The organism is Butyrivibrio sp. YAB3001 (assembly GCF_900112195.1).
Taxonomy (GTDB): domain Bacteria; phylum Bacillota; class Clostridia; order Lachnospirales; family Lachnospiraceae; genus Butyrivibrio.
Genome location: NZ_FOKR01000002.1, coordinates 392,619 through 410,128, shown reverse-complemented (window position 1 = coordinate 410,128; position 17,510 = coordinate 392,619). Strand labels below are relative to the sequence as shown.

At 38.2% G+C, this 17,510-nt stretch carries 12 protein-coding genes; 6 read left to right on the top strand and 6 right to left on the bottom strand.

Translation table 11 applies throughout. From position 1 onward, the window contains the following. The first annotated feature begins 139 nt into the window (after window positions 1-139). The 4 genes from BM086_RS01765 (at window position 140) to BM086_RS01750 (ending at window position 7,435) form a co-directional block, all read left to right on the top strand. Complete coding sequence (locus BM086_RS01765) at window positions 140-1,159, top strand: hypothetical protein (RefSeq protein WP_092322496.1); 1,020 nt, start codon at window positions 140-142, stop codon at window positions 1,157-1,159. A gap of 99 nt (window positions 1,160-1,258) precedes the next feature. Further along, a complete protein-coding gene (locus tag BM086_RS01760; RefSeq protein ID WP_092322493.1) occupies window positions 1,259-3,424 on the top strand; it encodes an HD-GYP domain-containing protein in 2,166 nt (721 codons plus the stop codon). Window positions 3,425-3,439: 15 nt separating this feature from the next. Then, window positions 3,440-5,077, top strand: coding sequence for an Mbeg1-like protein (locus BM086_RS01755; RefSeq protein ID WP_092322490.1), 1,638 nt, complete (start codon window positions 3,440-3,442; stop codon window positions 5,075-5,077). Between the two features lie 126 nt (window positions 5,078-5,203). Next, window positions 5,204-7,435, top strand: coding sequence for a transporter substrate-binding domain-containing protein (locus tag BM086_RS01750; RefSeq protein ID WP_092322489.1), 2,232 nt, complete (start codon window positions 5,204-5,206; stop codon window positions 7,433-7,435). Window positions 7,436-7,606: 171 nt separating this feature from the next. Here BM086_RS01750 and BM086_RS01745 read toward each other — a convergent pair whose 3' ends face one another. After that, a complete protein-coding gene (locus BM086_RS01745) occupies window positions 7,607-8,560 on the bottom strand; it encodes a GTP-binding protein (protein ID WP_092322488.1) in 954 nt (317 codons plus the stop codon). A gap of 245 nt (window positions 8,561-8,805) precedes the next feature. On the opposite strand from BM086_RS01745, the gene BM086_RS01740 reads away from it, so the two are divergent. Continuing rightward, window positions 8,806-9,273, top strand: a complete 468-nt coding sequence (locus tag BM086_RS01740) for an NUDIX hydrolase (RefSeq protein ID WP_092322487.1) — start codon at window positions 8,806-8,808, stop codon at window positions 9,271-9,273. A 130-nt stretch (window positions 9,274-9,403) separates the two neighbouring features. Here BM086_RS01740 and BM086_RS01735 read toward each other — a convergent pair whose 3' ends face one another. The 5 genes from BM086_RS01735 to BM086_RS01715 form a co-directional block, all read right to left on the bottom strand. Next, a complete protein-coding gene (locus BM086_RS01735; protein ID WP_092322486.1) occupies window positions 9,404-10,093 on the bottom strand; it encodes a DUF4956 domain-containing protein in 690 nt (229 codons plus the stop codon). A gap of 67 nt (window positions 10,094-10,160) precedes the next feature. Further along, window positions 10,161-10,913 (bottom strand): polyphosphate polymerase domain-containing protein, encoded by a 753-nt coding sequence (locus BM086_RS01730; RefSeq protein WP_092322485.1) that lies wholly within the window; start codon window positions 10,911-10,913, stop codon window positions 10,161-10,163. Next, on the bottom strand, window positions 10,914-12,350 hold the full coding sequence (locus BM086_RS01725; protein WP_092322484.1) for a carbohydrate-binding domain-containing protein: 1,437 nt from the start codon (window positions 12,348-12,350) through the stop codon (window positions 10,914-10,916). Window positions 12,351-12,575: 225 nt separating this feature from the next. Then, a complete protein-coding gene (locus BM086_RS01720) occupies window positions 12,576-13,448 on the bottom strand; it encodes a phosphoribosylaminoimidazolesuccinocarboxamide synthase (protein ID WP_092322481.1) in 873 nt (290 codons plus the stop codon). Between the two features lie 130 nt (window positions 13,449-13,578). Continuing rightward, window positions 13,579-15,219, bottom strand: coding sequence for an ABC-F family ATP-binding cassette domain-containing protein (locus BM086_RS01715; protein WP_092322478.1), 1,641 nt, complete (start codon window positions 15,217-15,219; stop codon window positions 13,579-13,581). A 219-nt stretch (window positions 15,220-15,438) separates the two neighbouring features. Here BM086_RS01715 and BM086_RS01710 point away from each other — a divergent pair, with 219 nt between their 5' ends. After that, complete coding sequence (locus tag BM086_RS01710) at window positions 15,439-17,478, top strand: methyl-accepting chemotaxis protein (RefSeq protein WP_092322475.1); 2,040 nt, start codon at window positions 15,439-15,441, stop codon at window positions 17,476-17,478. The last annotated feature ends 32 nt before the right edge of the window (window positions 17,479-17,510 follow it).

Below are 17,510 nucleotides of genomic sequence, written 5' to 3'. Positions count from 1 at the left end.
TGTTTGTTAAAAAGCAAAATAACGGTTTTTTTATATCCTGAAATAGTTGATAATGGGATTGAAATTTCCAATGTTATACGAAATTGGAATGAAATTTTATTGTAACAGATGACGTTGAGTAAATAGGGCTAAAGAATTCATGATTTATCTTATCTGTTTTTGCATTACACTTCTGATGCTGCTTTTTGTTGTGGCATATGAGAGAGCAATTAATATAAATCTTGTCCTTTTAATTGGCGTCGTTGCTGTAGGAAACGGCGGTTATTACGCGTTGTCTGTTTCCAGAAATCTGGAGGAGGCAATACTTGCCAATAGCATTTCATATGTTATAGGTATTTTTGCTCCGGCAATCCTGTTTTTTATAATATGCGGGATCTGTCGTATAGAAGTGCCCAAAATCATCAGTACGCACCTTTATTTAGTTCAGGTCGTAATATTTTTAAGTGCGTGTACGGTAGGAAGATATGATATTTTTTACAGAACTGTCAATTTCCACAGGGGTACAATGGGAGCATATCTTACCAAAACTTATGGACCTATGCACACAGCATATTTGGTGTCCATGCTACTTTATTCGACGGCCAATATTGTTGTAGGAATGTATTCGCTAAGCAGAAAATCAATTGTAAGCCGAATAAATGTTGACCTTATTCTGTTTTTGGATATGTTGGTGGTGGGTGTTTATCTGATTGAAAGGTTTCTTCATCTTAAGTTTGAGCTTTTGCCGGTTTTTTTGACTATTGCCATTATGATAATCCTGATTCCTCTGGTTAAGATCTCACTTTATTCTGTTTATAGCAATATCGAGATATTTCAAGACAGAATCAAGGGGACGGGCTATATCTTTTTTAATAAAAAGATGAAATATATGGGCTGTAGTGAATATGCATCGGTTCTATTTCCTGAGCTTTTAAACTGGGAACTTGAGAGAAACATCCCCGGAAACGGCGGGAGATTTAATACTTTCTTAAGACAGCCTCTTTTAGAATATGCAAAAGAAAAAAGCGCAGGTGAGTCGCAGAGTAATACATTTTCTTATAAGGGGGCAGTTTACAGCTATGATATCAGAGCGCTGGCACATAAGAAAATTATTTATGGTTATATGATACAGATTTCGAATGTGACTGATGTGGTAACTACAACGAACAAGATGGAGTAAATAATGGGCAAATGAACTGTTTGTTTTTACACAATTTGTTCTTCGTTTGAGAGAATATTTGTTTGATGAGTATTTGTTCGCAATAGTTGGAGAGTTGGTATGGACGAGAAACGCAGGCACTTTATAGGTGAAATATTGGAAAGTGTTATTCGCGTGGGGCTTGTATTTGCGCTGTCTCTTACTGTTGTTATTGTCGGGATAGCTCTTTTTGATAATAATTCTGAGCAGGAAGCAACTACCGGAGGATTCAGAGTTGATACCTTTAATGATGGGTGGAGACTTGCAGGAGATGAAAGCGGTAAAAAGTACAGACTTCCAATGGTTGTGCCTGAAGAATTCGGTGATGAAATAATTCTTGTAAATACTCTTCCGCAGCATCTTGGTGAAGGAATGAGCCTTATGATGCGCTCATCCATGGAAGATATCTATGTCTATATTGGCGGAACTCTCAGAAACGAGTATTCCTCTGAATCTATCGATTATATGTCTTACTATATTCCAAGTGCCTACATAGTGACTAGGCTGGGAGAGCCGGATGCAGGAAAAGAAATCCGTGTAAGGATTCATTTTAAAACTCACAGGGTCATAAATGAAGTTACTATGAGTTACGGTAACAATGTATGGTATCCGGTCATAACAAGGGGACTGTGGGTTGTCCTGATGGCTGTTTTTGTATTTATCCTTGGGGCGATAGTTTTTGTGGTTTCTTCTTTTTTGCGAAGTTCTTTCAAAGTAGGAGCGGCAAGAAAACTCGGACTTTTGATGATAAATATATCTCTGTGGGTGCTAAGCGAATCTACACTAAGGCAATTTGTGTTTAGAAGACCATCTCTTTCAGCTTATTTTTCTTATCTGCTCGTAGAGCTGATAGGCGCTTTTGCGTGCATGTACTTTGATGAACTTCAGCACAGGTTATATCATAGACGATATCTTGTAATGGAGCTGATCGTACTTGGTCAGGTTGTGGTAAATATACTTCTCAATATCGCCGGATTGTATGAATTCTATGAGACATTATGGATATCTCATATTTGGAATGCAATCTGCGGAGTTATTGCGATTATAAACATAATGACAGATATTATCACCAAAAGAATCGAATCTTATCACATAGCAGTATTTGGAATGCTGTTTTTTGTATTCATGTCACTTCATGAACTTATCAGGTTTTATATTGAAAAAGTGCATCCAATCGGGCCGCAGATCTGTATCGGGCTGATTATTCTAATGACTGCAACTGTTATTCAGACACTTCATGATGAAGTAAAAGCCTATGATATGAGGGAAAAGGCTCATACTGAGATGACAATTAAAACCATTGAAACTATTGCAGGCGCCATAGATGCCAGGGATGAGTATACAGGCGGACATTCCGAGAGAGTAGGCTTGTATGCAGGGCGTCTTGCAAGGGAGATGGCTGCAGATTATAATTTTACTGAGGAGGATATTCTGCAGGTTCGTTATGTTGGACTTGTGCATGATATTGGTAAGATTGGCGTTGCAGATAACGTTCTTAATAAACCCGGAAGACTATCGGATGAAGAGTTTTCTCTTATGAAAAAACACACAGAGATAGGTTATGAGATAATGAGTAATCTTGGCGATGGCGTTGACGGAATACTTGATGGCATACGCTATCATCATGAAAGATTTGACGGAAGGGGATATCCCGACGGGCTTTCAGGTGAGGATATTCCACTTATTGCAAGAATCCTTGCTTTGGCAGACAGTTATGATGCCATGACATCAAACAGAGTTTACAGAAATCGACTTAGTGATGAAAAGGTCAAAGAGGAATTTGTTAAGGGTGCGGGTACTCAGTTTGATCCGGCTCTTTCAAGAATTTTTGTAAGAATGCTTGATAGTGGTGAGCTAAATGCCTATACAATAGATGGCGCAGCACTTGACGTTTCCAATAAGGTCAGGAACTCTTCTGCTTTAGAGAAAAAACTTCAAAAGGATCTTCTTGATGAGGAGGATATTCAGAATCCTTCTCATGTACGAATGCTCTGCTATGTTATGAAACTGATGGAGAAAAAAGGCAAAGATTATGAGGTTGTCTTTGCAAGTGTAGGAAATTTTGCAGAAAAATATCAGGAAGTTGTAAAAAAATTCATTACAGCCCATGATGTTAATATCCGATATACAGCTGATGAATTTATAATTGCGCTATATGATAAAGCAGCGGAAGAGACGGATAAGTTTTTAAATGAGATAAAAAGAAATTGTCCGGAGGTTGTTTTCCATAATCTGTCAGAGTACTGATCAGAGGTTGATGAAATGGCAAATATAGTTAAATATATTAAATGGCGCGGAGATCTTAGTTTTAAGAACGCTCCTTTTAATGAGGTTGATAATTTAGGCCTTTCCTTGCTGATATATAATGATTTTGAAGGGATTGTTCCTACAGAAAAGGAAAATGGCAGAATTACAATAAAAGAGGCAGCAAAGAAATATTTTAGCACCCATTCGATAGAGAATCTTTCAAGACTTGATTTCGATTGGGTGCTCTATTACATGGGGAAATATCAGCGTTTTGGAAATCTTTATCTCTCAGATTATGTAGATGTAAACGATGCTGACAGAAATATGCTTTTTACCGCCTTTACAGTACATTTGCCAAATGGAAGTCACTATGTTGCATTTCGTGGGACAACCATGGATATTGAAGATTGGAGACTTGATTTCCAGATTTCTTTTGAAGAGATTGAGGCACAGAAGGCTGCCTCCAGATATTTGCAGTTCATAATGAAAAAGTATGCAGGGGATATTTACGTAGGAGGCCATTCCAAAGGAGGGAATCTTGCTGTATATGCAGCTATGAATGCGCCTTCTGTTGTCAGGGGAAGAATTAAAAAGATATACAGTAATGACGGTCCTGGAATATGCCCTGAATTATTGGATGAAGCAAAGTTTGCCGATATTAAAGAGCGTATAATCCATATCGTTCCTACATTTTGTGTTGTTGGTATGCTCTTTGAATTAAAGGTGCCGCATGAGATTGTTGCTTCAGATGCTGACAAGATCGCGCAGCATTCTGGAATGACCTGGAAGATTGAGGGAGACCATTTTGTTAAAAGAAGGTTTCTCTCAGAAGAAAGCGTTATGTATAACAGGGCAATTGATGACTGGATTGGAAATGCCACAATGGAACAGAGAAGGGCATTTACCAAAGATATTTTTGATGCGATGAAAGCTGGCGGGGCTGTATCAGTGTATGATATTTCCAAGGGAGGTTTTCATGATTTTGGAACAATTCTTTTATCTGCAGCGAACTCTGAGAGTAAGACCAAGGTTGTTGTGGGAAAGATGTTTGGTTCCATCTGGAGATCTTTTGAAAAGATAAAGATAATTGATGCACTAAAGTCACTTCAGGGTATTATTGACCTGTTCATGATTTTCCTTGGAATAGTATTCCTTACAATACCTGAAGCTGTTTACAGTGTTCTTGGTGGAGCGATTGCACTTGTAGTTGCGATTTGGAGCTCGGTCATGCTTCTTAAGGCGGGGGAGAGGGATGAACAGCCCTTTATAAAAAAGGGACGTATGATATTTCACATAATCATCATATGGTTTATGGTGTTTATTTTGTCGAACCTTGAAAGAATTCCCAAATGGACAAATGTCCTTATGGCTATAGTTTTCTTTTCTCTTGCAGTTGCAAGTGTGAGGCATATTTTAAAGTTTAAGGGTAAAATCTCAGGACGGGCAAAATTCTGGATGATGCTTCTTGCGATTGTAAATCTCTATATAGGTATTGCATCTTTAATAACTCCGCAGCGACTTAACTATGGAAAGTCGGTTACGCTTGGCAGTTATCTTATTATTGTGGCATTTGTGCGATTTATCATACAACTGCTCGAACAGATTCAAGATCCGCCCAAGAAGCAAAATTACTACGAAGACGATGAAGAGTAATGGCTAAATGAGTGAATTCTGAACTAAATTTCTTGTTTTTCTTATTGTTTCCAAGAAAACATATACATCTATTTCAGTTTCCATGATATAATATCGTTAACTTTTTTTGCTTTATTGGGGGAAATAATGAAATTTAGATTTACCAATTGGGTTTTACTCACTTCTTTAGCTCTTTGCTGTTTCTTTGGTTTACCAATTCATGTAAGAGCTTACAATCCACAATCAAGAGTAGTTCGGATAGGCTATTATGAAAATGAAGTCTTCGAGGCTGGGGCATCAGAGGGCGCGGTCAAGAGCGGATATGCCTACGAATACTATCGTAAATTATCTGAATATACAGGATGGGAATATGAATACGTTTATGGGAATTTTGTAGAAGTTTACAACATGCTACTTAAGGGAGAAGTAGACATGGTGGCCGGACTTGCGCTTACAGAGGAACGAAAAAAAATTTTTTTCTATCCGGAAATACCCATGGGAACGGAATCATACAGTCTTGTAAAACATGATTATGATAACAACATCACTTCTGATGAGAGTACCTTTAATGATAAAAAAATAGGCGTTCTTGACAGTGCAGTTGAAGACACCTTGAATGACTATCTTACTGCAAATAAGATAAAAGCCGAGGTAGTTCCTTTTAGCGATTACGAAACACTTTTTGATGCATTTGATAAAAATGAACTTGATATCATGGCAGCTGAAACTGATGGTACATACGAAAGACATCATGCAGCAGTCATTTCTTCTTTTGGCTCAAATGATTATTATATTTGCGTAAACCTAAAGAAACCTGAGTTACTTATGGAACTTAATGCTGCGCAGAATCAGTTATATCTTGATAACCCTGATTATGCAAGCTTTCTTAGAAATAAGTATTTTGCTGTTAGCCTTACAAGCAGAGCCTTTTCTCCTCCGGAACAGAAATGGCTTGCAGAGAACAAAGAAATAAGCGTGGGATATCTGAATAATTATCTTCCATACAGTGATACTGATAAAAATGGTGAAACAGTAGGAATTATCAAGTATATTTTTACAGACATATTCAAAGCTCTTAGTGTTGATGTAGCAGTTTCGAGTTACAAGGGATATGATAATTACGAGGATATGATAGCAGCGGTATCAAGCGGCGAGATAGATGTTGCTTTTCCAGTTGGTGGAGGTTTGTTCTATTCAGAAGAAGATGGAATATACCTGTCAAACCCGGTTATTGCATCTAATCCAAATATGATTTATGGCGGCAAATTAAGCGAGCAGAAAACTTATGATTTTGCTGTGAATGCCAATAATAATATGCAATATTACTATATTAAAAACAATTATCCTGATTCCAGCATATCTTTTTATAATTCCACTGAAGAGTGCCTTGAGGCGGTTGTTGAGGGAAAGGCAATCTGCACCACTCTTAACGGACTTAGAACAAATGACATTTTAAAGAATAGAGCCTACAAGTCCCTTTCCTTCAGACAGCTACAAAAGAGTGATGACAGATGTCTTGGAGTAAAGATTGGAAATGAAGGCCTTTTAAAGCTCTTAAACAGAGGACTTAATGTAAAAGGGCAGGAATATGCTGTAAATCTTGCATATAAGTATTCTCAGGATCTGTATCAATATACTCTCCTGGATGCGATTATTGACAATATATGGATTATAATTGTGCTGTCCTTTGCAGTGATATTAATGATACTTCTATTCCTATATATGGATAGAAGCAGGAAAATCAAAGAAGTTAAAGAAAAAGAATATGAAAAAAAAGAGTTTGAAAAAGCAAACAATTCGAAAACTCTTTTCCTTAATAAGATTTCAGAAGATATGCACGATATGATAACAAATATCATAAAAGATGCGGAGAGCTATTCCGGAACCGAAAGTCTTGCCAGAATAAAAGATTCCTGTAATCATCTCATGTGGCTTTTAGATGATATTCATAATTTTAGTAGTGTTGAGAGTGGGCAGTCTACTGAAAATAATGATAACGTTAATTTGAAGAAACTGTTCATGGATATGAGGAGTATGTCTGAAGATGAGGCTAAAAAGCTTCTTGCATCCTATGATCTTAACGGAAAGAGGATACTAATAGTTGCAAGCAGCAAGGCTGCTCAGTTTAAAGCTGCCGAAGTACTAAAGTGGGCAGGCCTTGAAGTCCAGACTGCCAACAACGGAAAAGAAGCAGTTGATATCATAAAGGCTGCTCCTTATGGATATTTTGACTATATTCTTGTAAATATTCAAGATCCAAATATTGACGGCTATGAAGCTTCTAGACAGATTCGGAATCTTGATGACAGGGAGAAAGCAGTAATTCCTATTGTGGCAGTAGCAATAAATGTGTTTGATAATGCAGAAGCGGTAGGCTGAATATAGTTACTGGAGCGAGTGTAGGGTAACTGAATATAAAGAAAACGTCTCATTCATAATAAAACTGGATGAGACGTTTTTGATTGGATGAAAAAAGCTTATTCAATAAATATGCTCCGCTATGGATGCGCATGACGCGAAAGAATTATTATGCATAAATTCAACATATTCCTATAAAGACACAACTGAGCAGTAATCCTTTAGTACATCATTTATATATTCTTTGTTCAGATTTTCTCCAATGATTATGAGAACGTTTCTGCTGCTTGATACCGGAAGTGTTTCCAATAATTCTTTTGTGGCATTGATCTGTAATTGTTCTGTAGCACCGGTTTGTACAAAGCCCTTGATTCTTATGATATTACCTGCCTTTTCATCGTTGAAAAGATCAGAAACTATGCCTGACAAGGTATCTGAAGGCATTACTACATCAAAGTAGAAGAGCGGAAGATACTGACTATCCGCGATAGGGAGTTTTTGATAGGAGGATTTTCGATAGCCACATGAGCGGATCTGGTTGAAATCATCATTGGTAAGCGCATCAAAAGGTTTTGCGATAATGTCTTTTGATAATTCGAAATGAGCGCTGCAGTTGTAGTCCTTCATGGTATTGTTTATGTAATCGGAAATAGAGCCGGCATCAGTTTTATCGTTTATCTTGCTCAGCAATATTTTTCCTGCCCAGGCTATCTCAGACATGAAAAGATATCTTGCTGTATCTTCAAGGAATGGTGCTGTCTGAGCATCAACTATAGCAATCACGCTTCCAATTTCGTACCATCTATCCAGCGGCTCATCATACAGAACATCAAAGAATTCGTCTGCATCATATATACCTGATGGTTCAATGATAACTCTTGTATAACCGCTCATTCCCATGGAAATCAGCTTAGTCCTGAATCTTCGGCGATGTGCTTCTTTTCCATCTCCACCAACTATCATCTCAAGATTGCAATTTTCTCCCTGAAGGTCTTGTAAAAGCACCATATCCACATTTACTGCACCAAAGTCGTTTTCGATTATAGCAATCTTTTCACCCTGTGATATGAGGTATTTGGCATATTCCCTTATGAATGTTGTTTTCCCGGAGCCGAGAAAACCTGTGATAAGATCTATTTTTACCATTTTATATGTATCTCCAATCAATGTATTATTGCGAAAGCAAAATCCAGTCAAACATGCTGGTTTATGTTCTTCCGATGATAATTGCAATGGTACATGCTATCTGACAGGAGAAATTCTAGCAAAGTAGAGGCGACAATTCAAGTGGTGAAAGGTATATGCAAGGTATTGTAATGAGTAGGGTGTGTTATTAAAATTATGTAAGGGTATTTTTACACATTATCACAAAGATTGGAGTTGATTGATAAATGAATTATATTTCTGGTCTGAGAAAACTGGTAGGGCATGATCTGGTGATGACAGTAGGCTGCGGAGTCCTTATTGAAAATGAGAAAGGACAGGTCTTGCTTCAGAGAAGAAGTGACACAGGGCAGTGGTGTGTCCCCGGAGGAGCGCTAGAGCCGGGGGAAACATATATTGAAGCCGCAAAACGTGAGATTTATGAGGAAGTTGGCATAAAAGTTGATGATCTTGAGCTGTTTGGGCTTTATTCCGGAGACGATAGGAAAATCCATTATCCTAACGGAGATCTGGTTTATTCTCTCTCAGTAATATTCAAAGCAACAAAGTATGAAGGCACGATATCTGACGAAGATTCGGAAGTTCTTGAGCATAAGTTTTTTGCCAGAAAAGATATTCCTGATGATTTATTTATTCCGGATGCCAGACCGATAATCGATTGGAAAAATGACATCAGGAATGTGCCGGTAGAATAAAGAAGAATGTCGTTAGCGACATTCTTGCGCCGAGTGCCAGTTATGCAACATATTCCTATCGCGCGAGTGTGCATCCATAGCGGAGCGTTTTTATGGAATAGGAATTTCCTATTCCATAAAAAACGGAAGATTATAGTTCTTCCGCTTTGACCATGACAGGTCTTGAACATGTAATTTCAAGATTTCCATTTCTCTGTCTAATTTCATCAATCATTGCCTTTGTTGATGCGTTCTGTCTGAGTACGATATTGTATGTGAGTTTGTAAAGACTTCCCATGCCGGTTGTTCTTACTTCTTCAAGATCAGCTTTGCTTGTAAAGCGGGCGAAGATATCATCAAATACTCCCTCAAAATCGAGGCTCTCAGGTATTGTGATCTTGAGAGTTTTTTCTTCGATGCCTTTTCCCGTAAATGAAAGGTTTGAGAGAATAAGATTTGCAAGTGTTATGATAACAGCAAATATGGTAGCAATTCCGATGTATCCCATTCCTGTAGCAAGACCTACAGCCATTGCAAGGAAAATACTGGTTATTTCTTTTCCTGTTCCAGGAGCTGAGCGGAAACGTATGAGTGAAAATGCGCCTGCTACAGCAACTCCGGCGCCTATATTACCGTTTACAAGCATAATTACTACCTGAACTATTGCAGGAAGAAGAGCAAGAGTTATAATGTAGCTTTTTGAGTAATTGTTCTTTATAGTGTACATGAATGCTATAAAACATCCTATAGCAAGAGAACAGATAGTTGCGGCAATAAAGGCTGCGCCTGTGATTGCACCGCTTTCCATAATGCTTCCAAAAATTAAATCGGTTGTATTCATATTTTTTCTCCTTATCAATTTATGACGTAATGGTCAAAAGTAAATATTTCTCTTTACTGATGTTTAACTAAACTGCCATTGGAAATGGTGTGATATTTGAGTTTTGTTTAGAAACGGTTACTGTGTTGTTGGATATGTAATCAATATACCCTTTACCATATTTGGAAAAACTTGTTTCTCTGATGTTTAATTCATCTAGTATTCTTGCAAGTTCCACGGACATTGCACCTGCAATTTTGAGCTCCATAAGATGCTGTCCCGGCAGTAGTATGTCTTTTCCTACGTTTCCATTTTTGAGTGAAAGATTTTCAGTTCGCCATCTTATGTTGGAATCGAAGGTGATTCGAAGTTCAGGATCGTATATTCCTGCCATTGCGATTCTGTCATAGGAAATTGCCATAGCCGGTCTGATCTTTTTGTAATATTGGATGAAATAATCAATTTCCTTGGAAATCTGGCTGCTCACGGGGGCAGTACCTCCTTTGGTAAGATAGGAGATTGCTTCCTCATAAGTCATGGATATTCGCCTTTTGTAGACAACACCTTTATATTTTTTCTTTATCTCAATAAATGCATTGGTATCGTCGGTTGGCACTCCATAGGTCCGTAGTCTTAGCTTTTCCTTATAAACGGGTTTATCAAGTGAACGCTTTATCAAAAGAAAATCCGGAGTGTCAAAGTATATGTTCAATATGGATGTTTCTCCATAACTATCAATTTTTGCCATACCTTCAAGTCTTTTTAAAAGCTCCTGGTACTGTATTTCATCCAATAAAAACTTGGATTCTATTCGTTCAAACACATCTTTAAAAGCAGTCATTTATGATTCTCCATTTCTGGTATTCTTGCTGTTATCAAATCCTTCCGGTTTCTGTGGTGGATTTGCTCCATCAAAACCTTCTGGCTTTTGAGGAAGAGTAGATTCGTCAAATCCTTCAGGGAGTTCCGGTCTATCGGTTCCTTCAGGCATCTGAGGAGGATTTTCGCCGTTAAAGCCCTGACCATTGCCGCCACCAAATGGTCTCTGACCGCCCATCATCATGGAATTTGTAATTTCAGTTACTTCTTCGCCGTTTACTGTTACAGTGCCACCTGTTAATTTTGCTTCGTTGTCAAAATCAAATGCAAACTGGGCAGTGATATCAACCGTTCCGCCATTTATATATAGGCTTCCGTTTGCATCAAGAGCATCGGTGTCACCGCTTGCCATGGTGATATTTAGATTTCCACCGTTAATTTCTATTACCACATCATAGTTTGTGCTCTTTGAAGAAGCATTTATCCCGTCATCGCTTGCTGAGATAGTAAGATTGCCATCATTTATCTGAACATAGGTGGCTTCCAGACCTTCTCTTGCATTGATGTTGAATGTTCCTCCATTTATCATAAGTACAGAAGTTGCCTGAATACCATCAGCGGAAACTTCAATATCAAAAGTTCCTCCTGAAATATAAACGTAACCGGAAGACAGATCATCAGAGTTTTCACTGTGAAGGCCATCTTTTTCTGATCTTATGGTAAAAGAACCATCACTGATTCTTATTGAGTCCTTGGCTTCTATGGCGTCAGCCACTGAGGTTATGTTGTATGTTCCGCCGGTGAATTTAATGTCATCTTTACCTGCTATGCCGTTTTCTGTAGAGAATATAGTAAGTGTTCCAACTCCGTTAAAAACAAGATCATCTTTTGAAAAAATAACTGCATCAGTATTTGTATTGCCGTCTGAGCTATAACTGCCTGTTACAGTGAGAGTGTTTTCAGTTGATGTGGTGGTGATAATGACCTTATCTGCATTTTTTACATAAATTGCAGGAGCATCTTCATTGGTAATAGAAACATTATCAAGTACAAGTTGAACTTTAGCTGAATCAGCATCCACAATTATTGTGCTGTCGGTTACCTGACCTGTTATTACGTAAACTCCTTCGGAGTCGATTGTGACATCTTTTTCGCTTTCAAGTGAAATACTAGTTGCGCTTTGCAGATCAGCTTCCTGCTCAAGATCTCGTTCAGTGAACATGTTCTCAGTGTCAAGCAGGGTAGAAGAGCTGGCCGATACATCATTATCTGTCATATAGGTATTAGTTTCACTTGAAACTGAAATTTCTGTAGTTGTAGAACTTGTATCTTGTGAACTGGTTGTATCGGAAGAGGATATCTGTGTGGTGGAGTTACCTGTGGTTGTCATTCCGCATCCGCTTATATAAATCACTGTACTTAAAAGTAATGCAGCTAAGAATCTATTTTTTCTTTTCATATAATAATCTCACTTTCTATATTGATAATGCCTGTTTGTTTTGTTGTTGAGGTTATTCTATATTGCAAACCTAAATGTAACTTAAAAGGATAATAAAAAAAGAAAAAAGACAGTTCTCTAATCTCAATAATGAGTTTAAAGAACTGTCTATTATATTTGTTCACAGACACATATAATGTAATCTGTTATCTAAATAGCTTTGTTGCTGCGTTATGAGTATAGTGATTACTGCAATTCGCTTCCTGTAAGAAGTTTATAAGCCTCAAGGTACTTGTCAATTGTCTTATCAATTACATCCTGAGGAAGGTTATAGTCGCAATCAGGATTTGCTTTTAAATAATTACGTACAAACTGTTTATCAAAAGAAGGCTGATCATGACCTGCTTCATATCCCTCAACAGGCCAGAAACGTGAAGAATCAGGAGTGAGCATTTCGTCAGCAAGAACAACTTCTCCATTCTCATCTACGCCAAACTCAAACTTGGTGTCGGCAATGATAATTCCGCGAGTGAGAGCGTAATCAGCACATTTCTTGTAAAGAGCAATTGTATAATCACGAATCTTAGCTGCATAATCAGCGCCATGTCCAGGGAAAGCTTTCTCAAGAACTTCGATGCTGCGTTCAAAATCGATGTTTTCATCGTGATCGCCAATTTCAGCTTTTGTACTTGGAGTGTAGATGGGTTCAGGGAGCTTATCACATTCCTTTAATCCTTCAGGAAGTTTGATTCCGCAAACTGTGCCGTTTTCCTGATAGCTCTTCCAACCACTTCCTGTTATATAGCCACGAACGATACACTCAACAGGTATCATTGTGAGCTTCTTGCAAAGCATGCTGTTACCTGTAAATTCGGGTGTTCTGAAAAACTCAGGCATATCAGCAGTATCGACGCTTACCATGTGGTTTTTAACCACATCTTTGGTATAGTCGAACCAAAATTTTGACATCTGTGTAAGAACGGTTCCTTTTTTGGAGACCTTATTCTTAAGGATAACATCGAAGGCTGAAATACGGTCTGTTGCAACCATGATAAGATTTTCTCCGATGTCGTAAATCTCACGAACTTTTCCTTCTTTTACTGGCTTAAATTCCTGCATGCTTTAACTCCTCCATATAGCTTAACTATTCATTTATGTTGTAACCACATTAGTGGCAGTTACTGGTATAAAAAGAGAAGTGTACTATTCCGGTAAATGGCAACATCAGAAAGTACACTGTAAACTATTATCAGTCGTCTTCCTCTTCATCAGCGGCAGTATTATATACTGTACGCTTTCTTGCCATTTCATCATTTTCAAGGTACTCATCGTATGTAGAACGTTTGTCAATAAGTGAACCATCAGGAAGAATTTCCATGATTCTGTTGGCAGTTGTTTGCACAACCTGGTGGTCACGGCAGGCGAAAAGTTCAACACCAGGGAATTTGATCATTCCGTCATTGAGAGCGGAGATTGATTCCATATCAAGGTGGTTAGTAGGCTCATCAAAGATAAGGCAGTTTGCGCCGCTTATCATCATCTTTGAAAGGAGACAACGAACTTTTTCTCCTCCGGAAAGAACTTTAACCTTCTTAACACCATCTTCGCCGGCAAAGAGCATACGTCCAAGGAATCCTCTTACGTATGTCGCGTCCTTAATCTCAGAATAACCTGTGAGCCATTCTGTAATTGTGTAGTCGTTATCGAACTCTTTAGTGTTGTCCTTGGGGAAATATGCCTGAGATGTTGTTACACCCCATTTATATGTACCTGCATCCGGCTCAATCTCTCCAGTAAGAATCTGGAAGAGAGTAGTCTTTGCAAGTTCGTTTCCGCCAACAAAAGCAATCTTATCTTCGCGCTGAACAACGAAGGATACATTATCAAGAACCTTTTCACCGTTTACAGTCTTGGTAAGTCCTTCTACAGTAAGAACCTCATTTCCGATTTCACGGTTAGGTCTGAAATCAATGTAAGGATATTTTCTGCTTGAAGGCTTGATTGTATCAAGCTCGATCTTTTCAAGAGCTTTCTTTCTTGATGTAGCCTGTTTGGACTTACTTGCGTTAGCAGAGAAACGTGCGATGAACTCTTTAAGTTCCTTGATCTGTTCCTCTTTTTTCTTGTTGGCTTCTTTCATCTGACGGATCATAAGCTGTGATGATTCGTACCAGAAGTCATAGTTACCTGCGTAAAGCTGAATCTTGCCATAGTCGATATCAGCGATGTATGTGCAGACCTTATTAAGGAAATAACGGTCATGAGATACTACGATAACAGTATTCTCAAAATTTATAAGGAACTCCTCAAGCCATGCGATAGCATCGAGATCAAGGTGGTTAGTAGGCTCGTCCAGAAGAAGGATGTCAGGATTTCCAAAAAGAGCTCTTGCAAGAAGAACCTTAACCTTCTGATTACCATCAAGTTCCTTCATAAGCTTGTAGTGGTTTTCTGGTTCGATGCCAAGACCGTTTAACAGAGATTCTGCATCTGACTCAGCTTCCCATCCGTTCATTTCTGCAAATTCAGCTTCAAGCTCACTGGCACGGATACCATCCTCGTCAGTAAAATCTTCTTTTGCATAAATGGCATCCTTTTCATTCTTGATTTCAAAAAGTCGCGCATTTCCGGCAATTACTGTATCTAAGACAACATTTTCATCATATTTGAAGTGATCCTGTTCAAGGAAAGAAAGACGCTCTCCGTCAGAGATAACTACATCACCGTTAGTAGTTTCAATCTGACCTGATAAAATCTTAAGAAATGTAGATTTTCCGGCACCGTTTGCTCCGATGATACCGTAGCAGTTACCGGGAGTAAATTTGATATTTACTTCTTCGAAAAGAGCTTTTTTTCCAACTCTGAGTGTCACATTATTTGCACTGATCATTAAATATTCCTCGCATAATCAAAAAAACTATTCTTTGCAACATTTCGTATTATATTTGAATGTTTCATTAATTGCAATATACATTATTAATAAGGTATATGTAATAACTGTGTTTTCTTTATAATAATTTAATAATGATTAGATTTATTTTTGACGATTACATATTATAATGTTATTGTAATAACGTTATGCTTGGATTTCTGAAATGGAGGTTCGACCATGGATACTGCGGATATGAGTGCTAATGTGGTTAATAGGGAAAAGGTTAAAAAAAGTATTGGCAAAACGCTCCTTTTATGGCTCCTTCCTATAATCATAGTTGGCGTAGTTGGCATTATTCTGGCATTATCCTTTAATGCAAGGTCCACTATCGAAGAAATATCCCTCAGTGATCTTCAGGCTGAAACTAATACAAATGCATACAATCTAGGCACGGAATTCAGAATGCTTCTTGCAAAATTCGGACAGTATTGTGACACCATGGAACAACTTCCAATGGAAGACCATGATGCTATGCTCAAGTATATAGAGCCTTCAACTAATTACAAGGCTATTGAAAATTCAGGTATTTATATTGGTTTTTCTGATGATTCGTATATATTTGCTAATCATACTATATTGGATGAGTCATTCAGACCTACACAGCGTGGCTGGTATTCTATAGGTATGGGTAGTGAAACGTTTGTTTCGACTGATCCATATGTTGATGCGTCAACAGGGCAGGTATGCATAACTTTTGCCAGAAGAAATGACTTTTCCAACGGAGAAATTGGTGTGTGTGGAGTTGATGTCTTTTTGGGAGACCTGCAGGAAGAAGTCAATAATTTTAAGCCTATGAGTACAGGAAGTTCAATTGTTCTCGACGGGGATTATATTATCAGCTATTTTAATCCAGACCTGAACGGGCAGCTTGTATCAGAAGCCGGCAATAAGTTTTTGACGGATGTAAAAGCATATATTGATTCAGGTAAGACTGAACCGACAAAAATTAAAAATCCGTTAAGCGGAAAAGACTATTATGTTGCTTATTCAAATATTCAGGGCACGAATTGGAATATCATTTCTTCAGTCCCTGTAGATGATGTCTTGGCTTCTTCAAGACAGTTTATGCTACTTTCAATTGTTGCAATGATAATCCTTATTGTTGTAATTACGATTGTCATTCTTCTTACAATAAACAGAGTAGTAACAAGACCTGTAAGAGGCCTTTCAGATAGTATTCTCAAAATTTCTTCAGGGGATTTTACTACCAGAATGCCAGAGGACAGAGGAGATGAGATTGGCCTTATCAGTAAGGAAATGGAAAATTATGTCCAGGTAATGAGTGGGACTATTAATTCTATACAACAAAAAGCTGAGCAGTTAAAAGAAGATTCAAATTCATCCAGAGATGCATCAGGCAAAATGTCAGAAGGTGCCAGTGAACAGTCTTCATCTATGGGGCAGATTCAGGTCACAATGGATGATATTTCAAATGCGGTTGGTGAGCTTGCAAATAATGCAACACAACTTGCGCAGGCAGTTTCGGAGCTGACAGAAAGCGGTACCAGGACAAATGAGACAATGCTTAGTCTGGTTGAACAGGCAGATATAGGGCAGCATGACATGGCGGATGTCCAGAAAAACATGGAAGATATTACTACTTCAATGAGCAAAATGAACGATGTGGTTACAACTGTTGGCGAATCGGCTGGCAAGATAACAGAAATTGTTGAGATGATCGACTCTATCTCTGAACAGACAAATCTTCTTTCACTTAACGCAAGTATTGAGGCTGCAAGAGCCGGTGAGGCCGGAAAAGGCTTTGCGGTTGTTGCTGACGAGATTGGAAAACTTGCTCAGAATTCTCAGGATGCAGCTCAGGAAATCAGTGATATCATTGGCGAGATAACAAAGCTGATAAAAGACCTGGCTGAGAAATCCCAGGCAAATATGAATGCCATTGGCAACAGCAGTGAGGCAGTTACAAAAGCAGGAGAGAGCTTCAATAAGATAAATCAGGAACTTAATACGAACGCAGAAACAATGAGAAATATGATCACGATGATGGCTAATGTAAATGATATTGCATCAAGTGTTGCAGCTATATCAGAGGAACAGTCGGCAAGTTCTGAAGAGATTTCGGCTACTATTGCTACACTAGCACAAAGTGCGCAGGATATTGCAAATGAATCAAAGGGAGTAGAAGATGTGGCTAATTCAGTTTCTGTTTCAGCTGTATCCATTAACGAAGAACTAAGCAAGTTTACAATCGGATAAATATTCGTTTGCTACAACAGCCAACATTACAC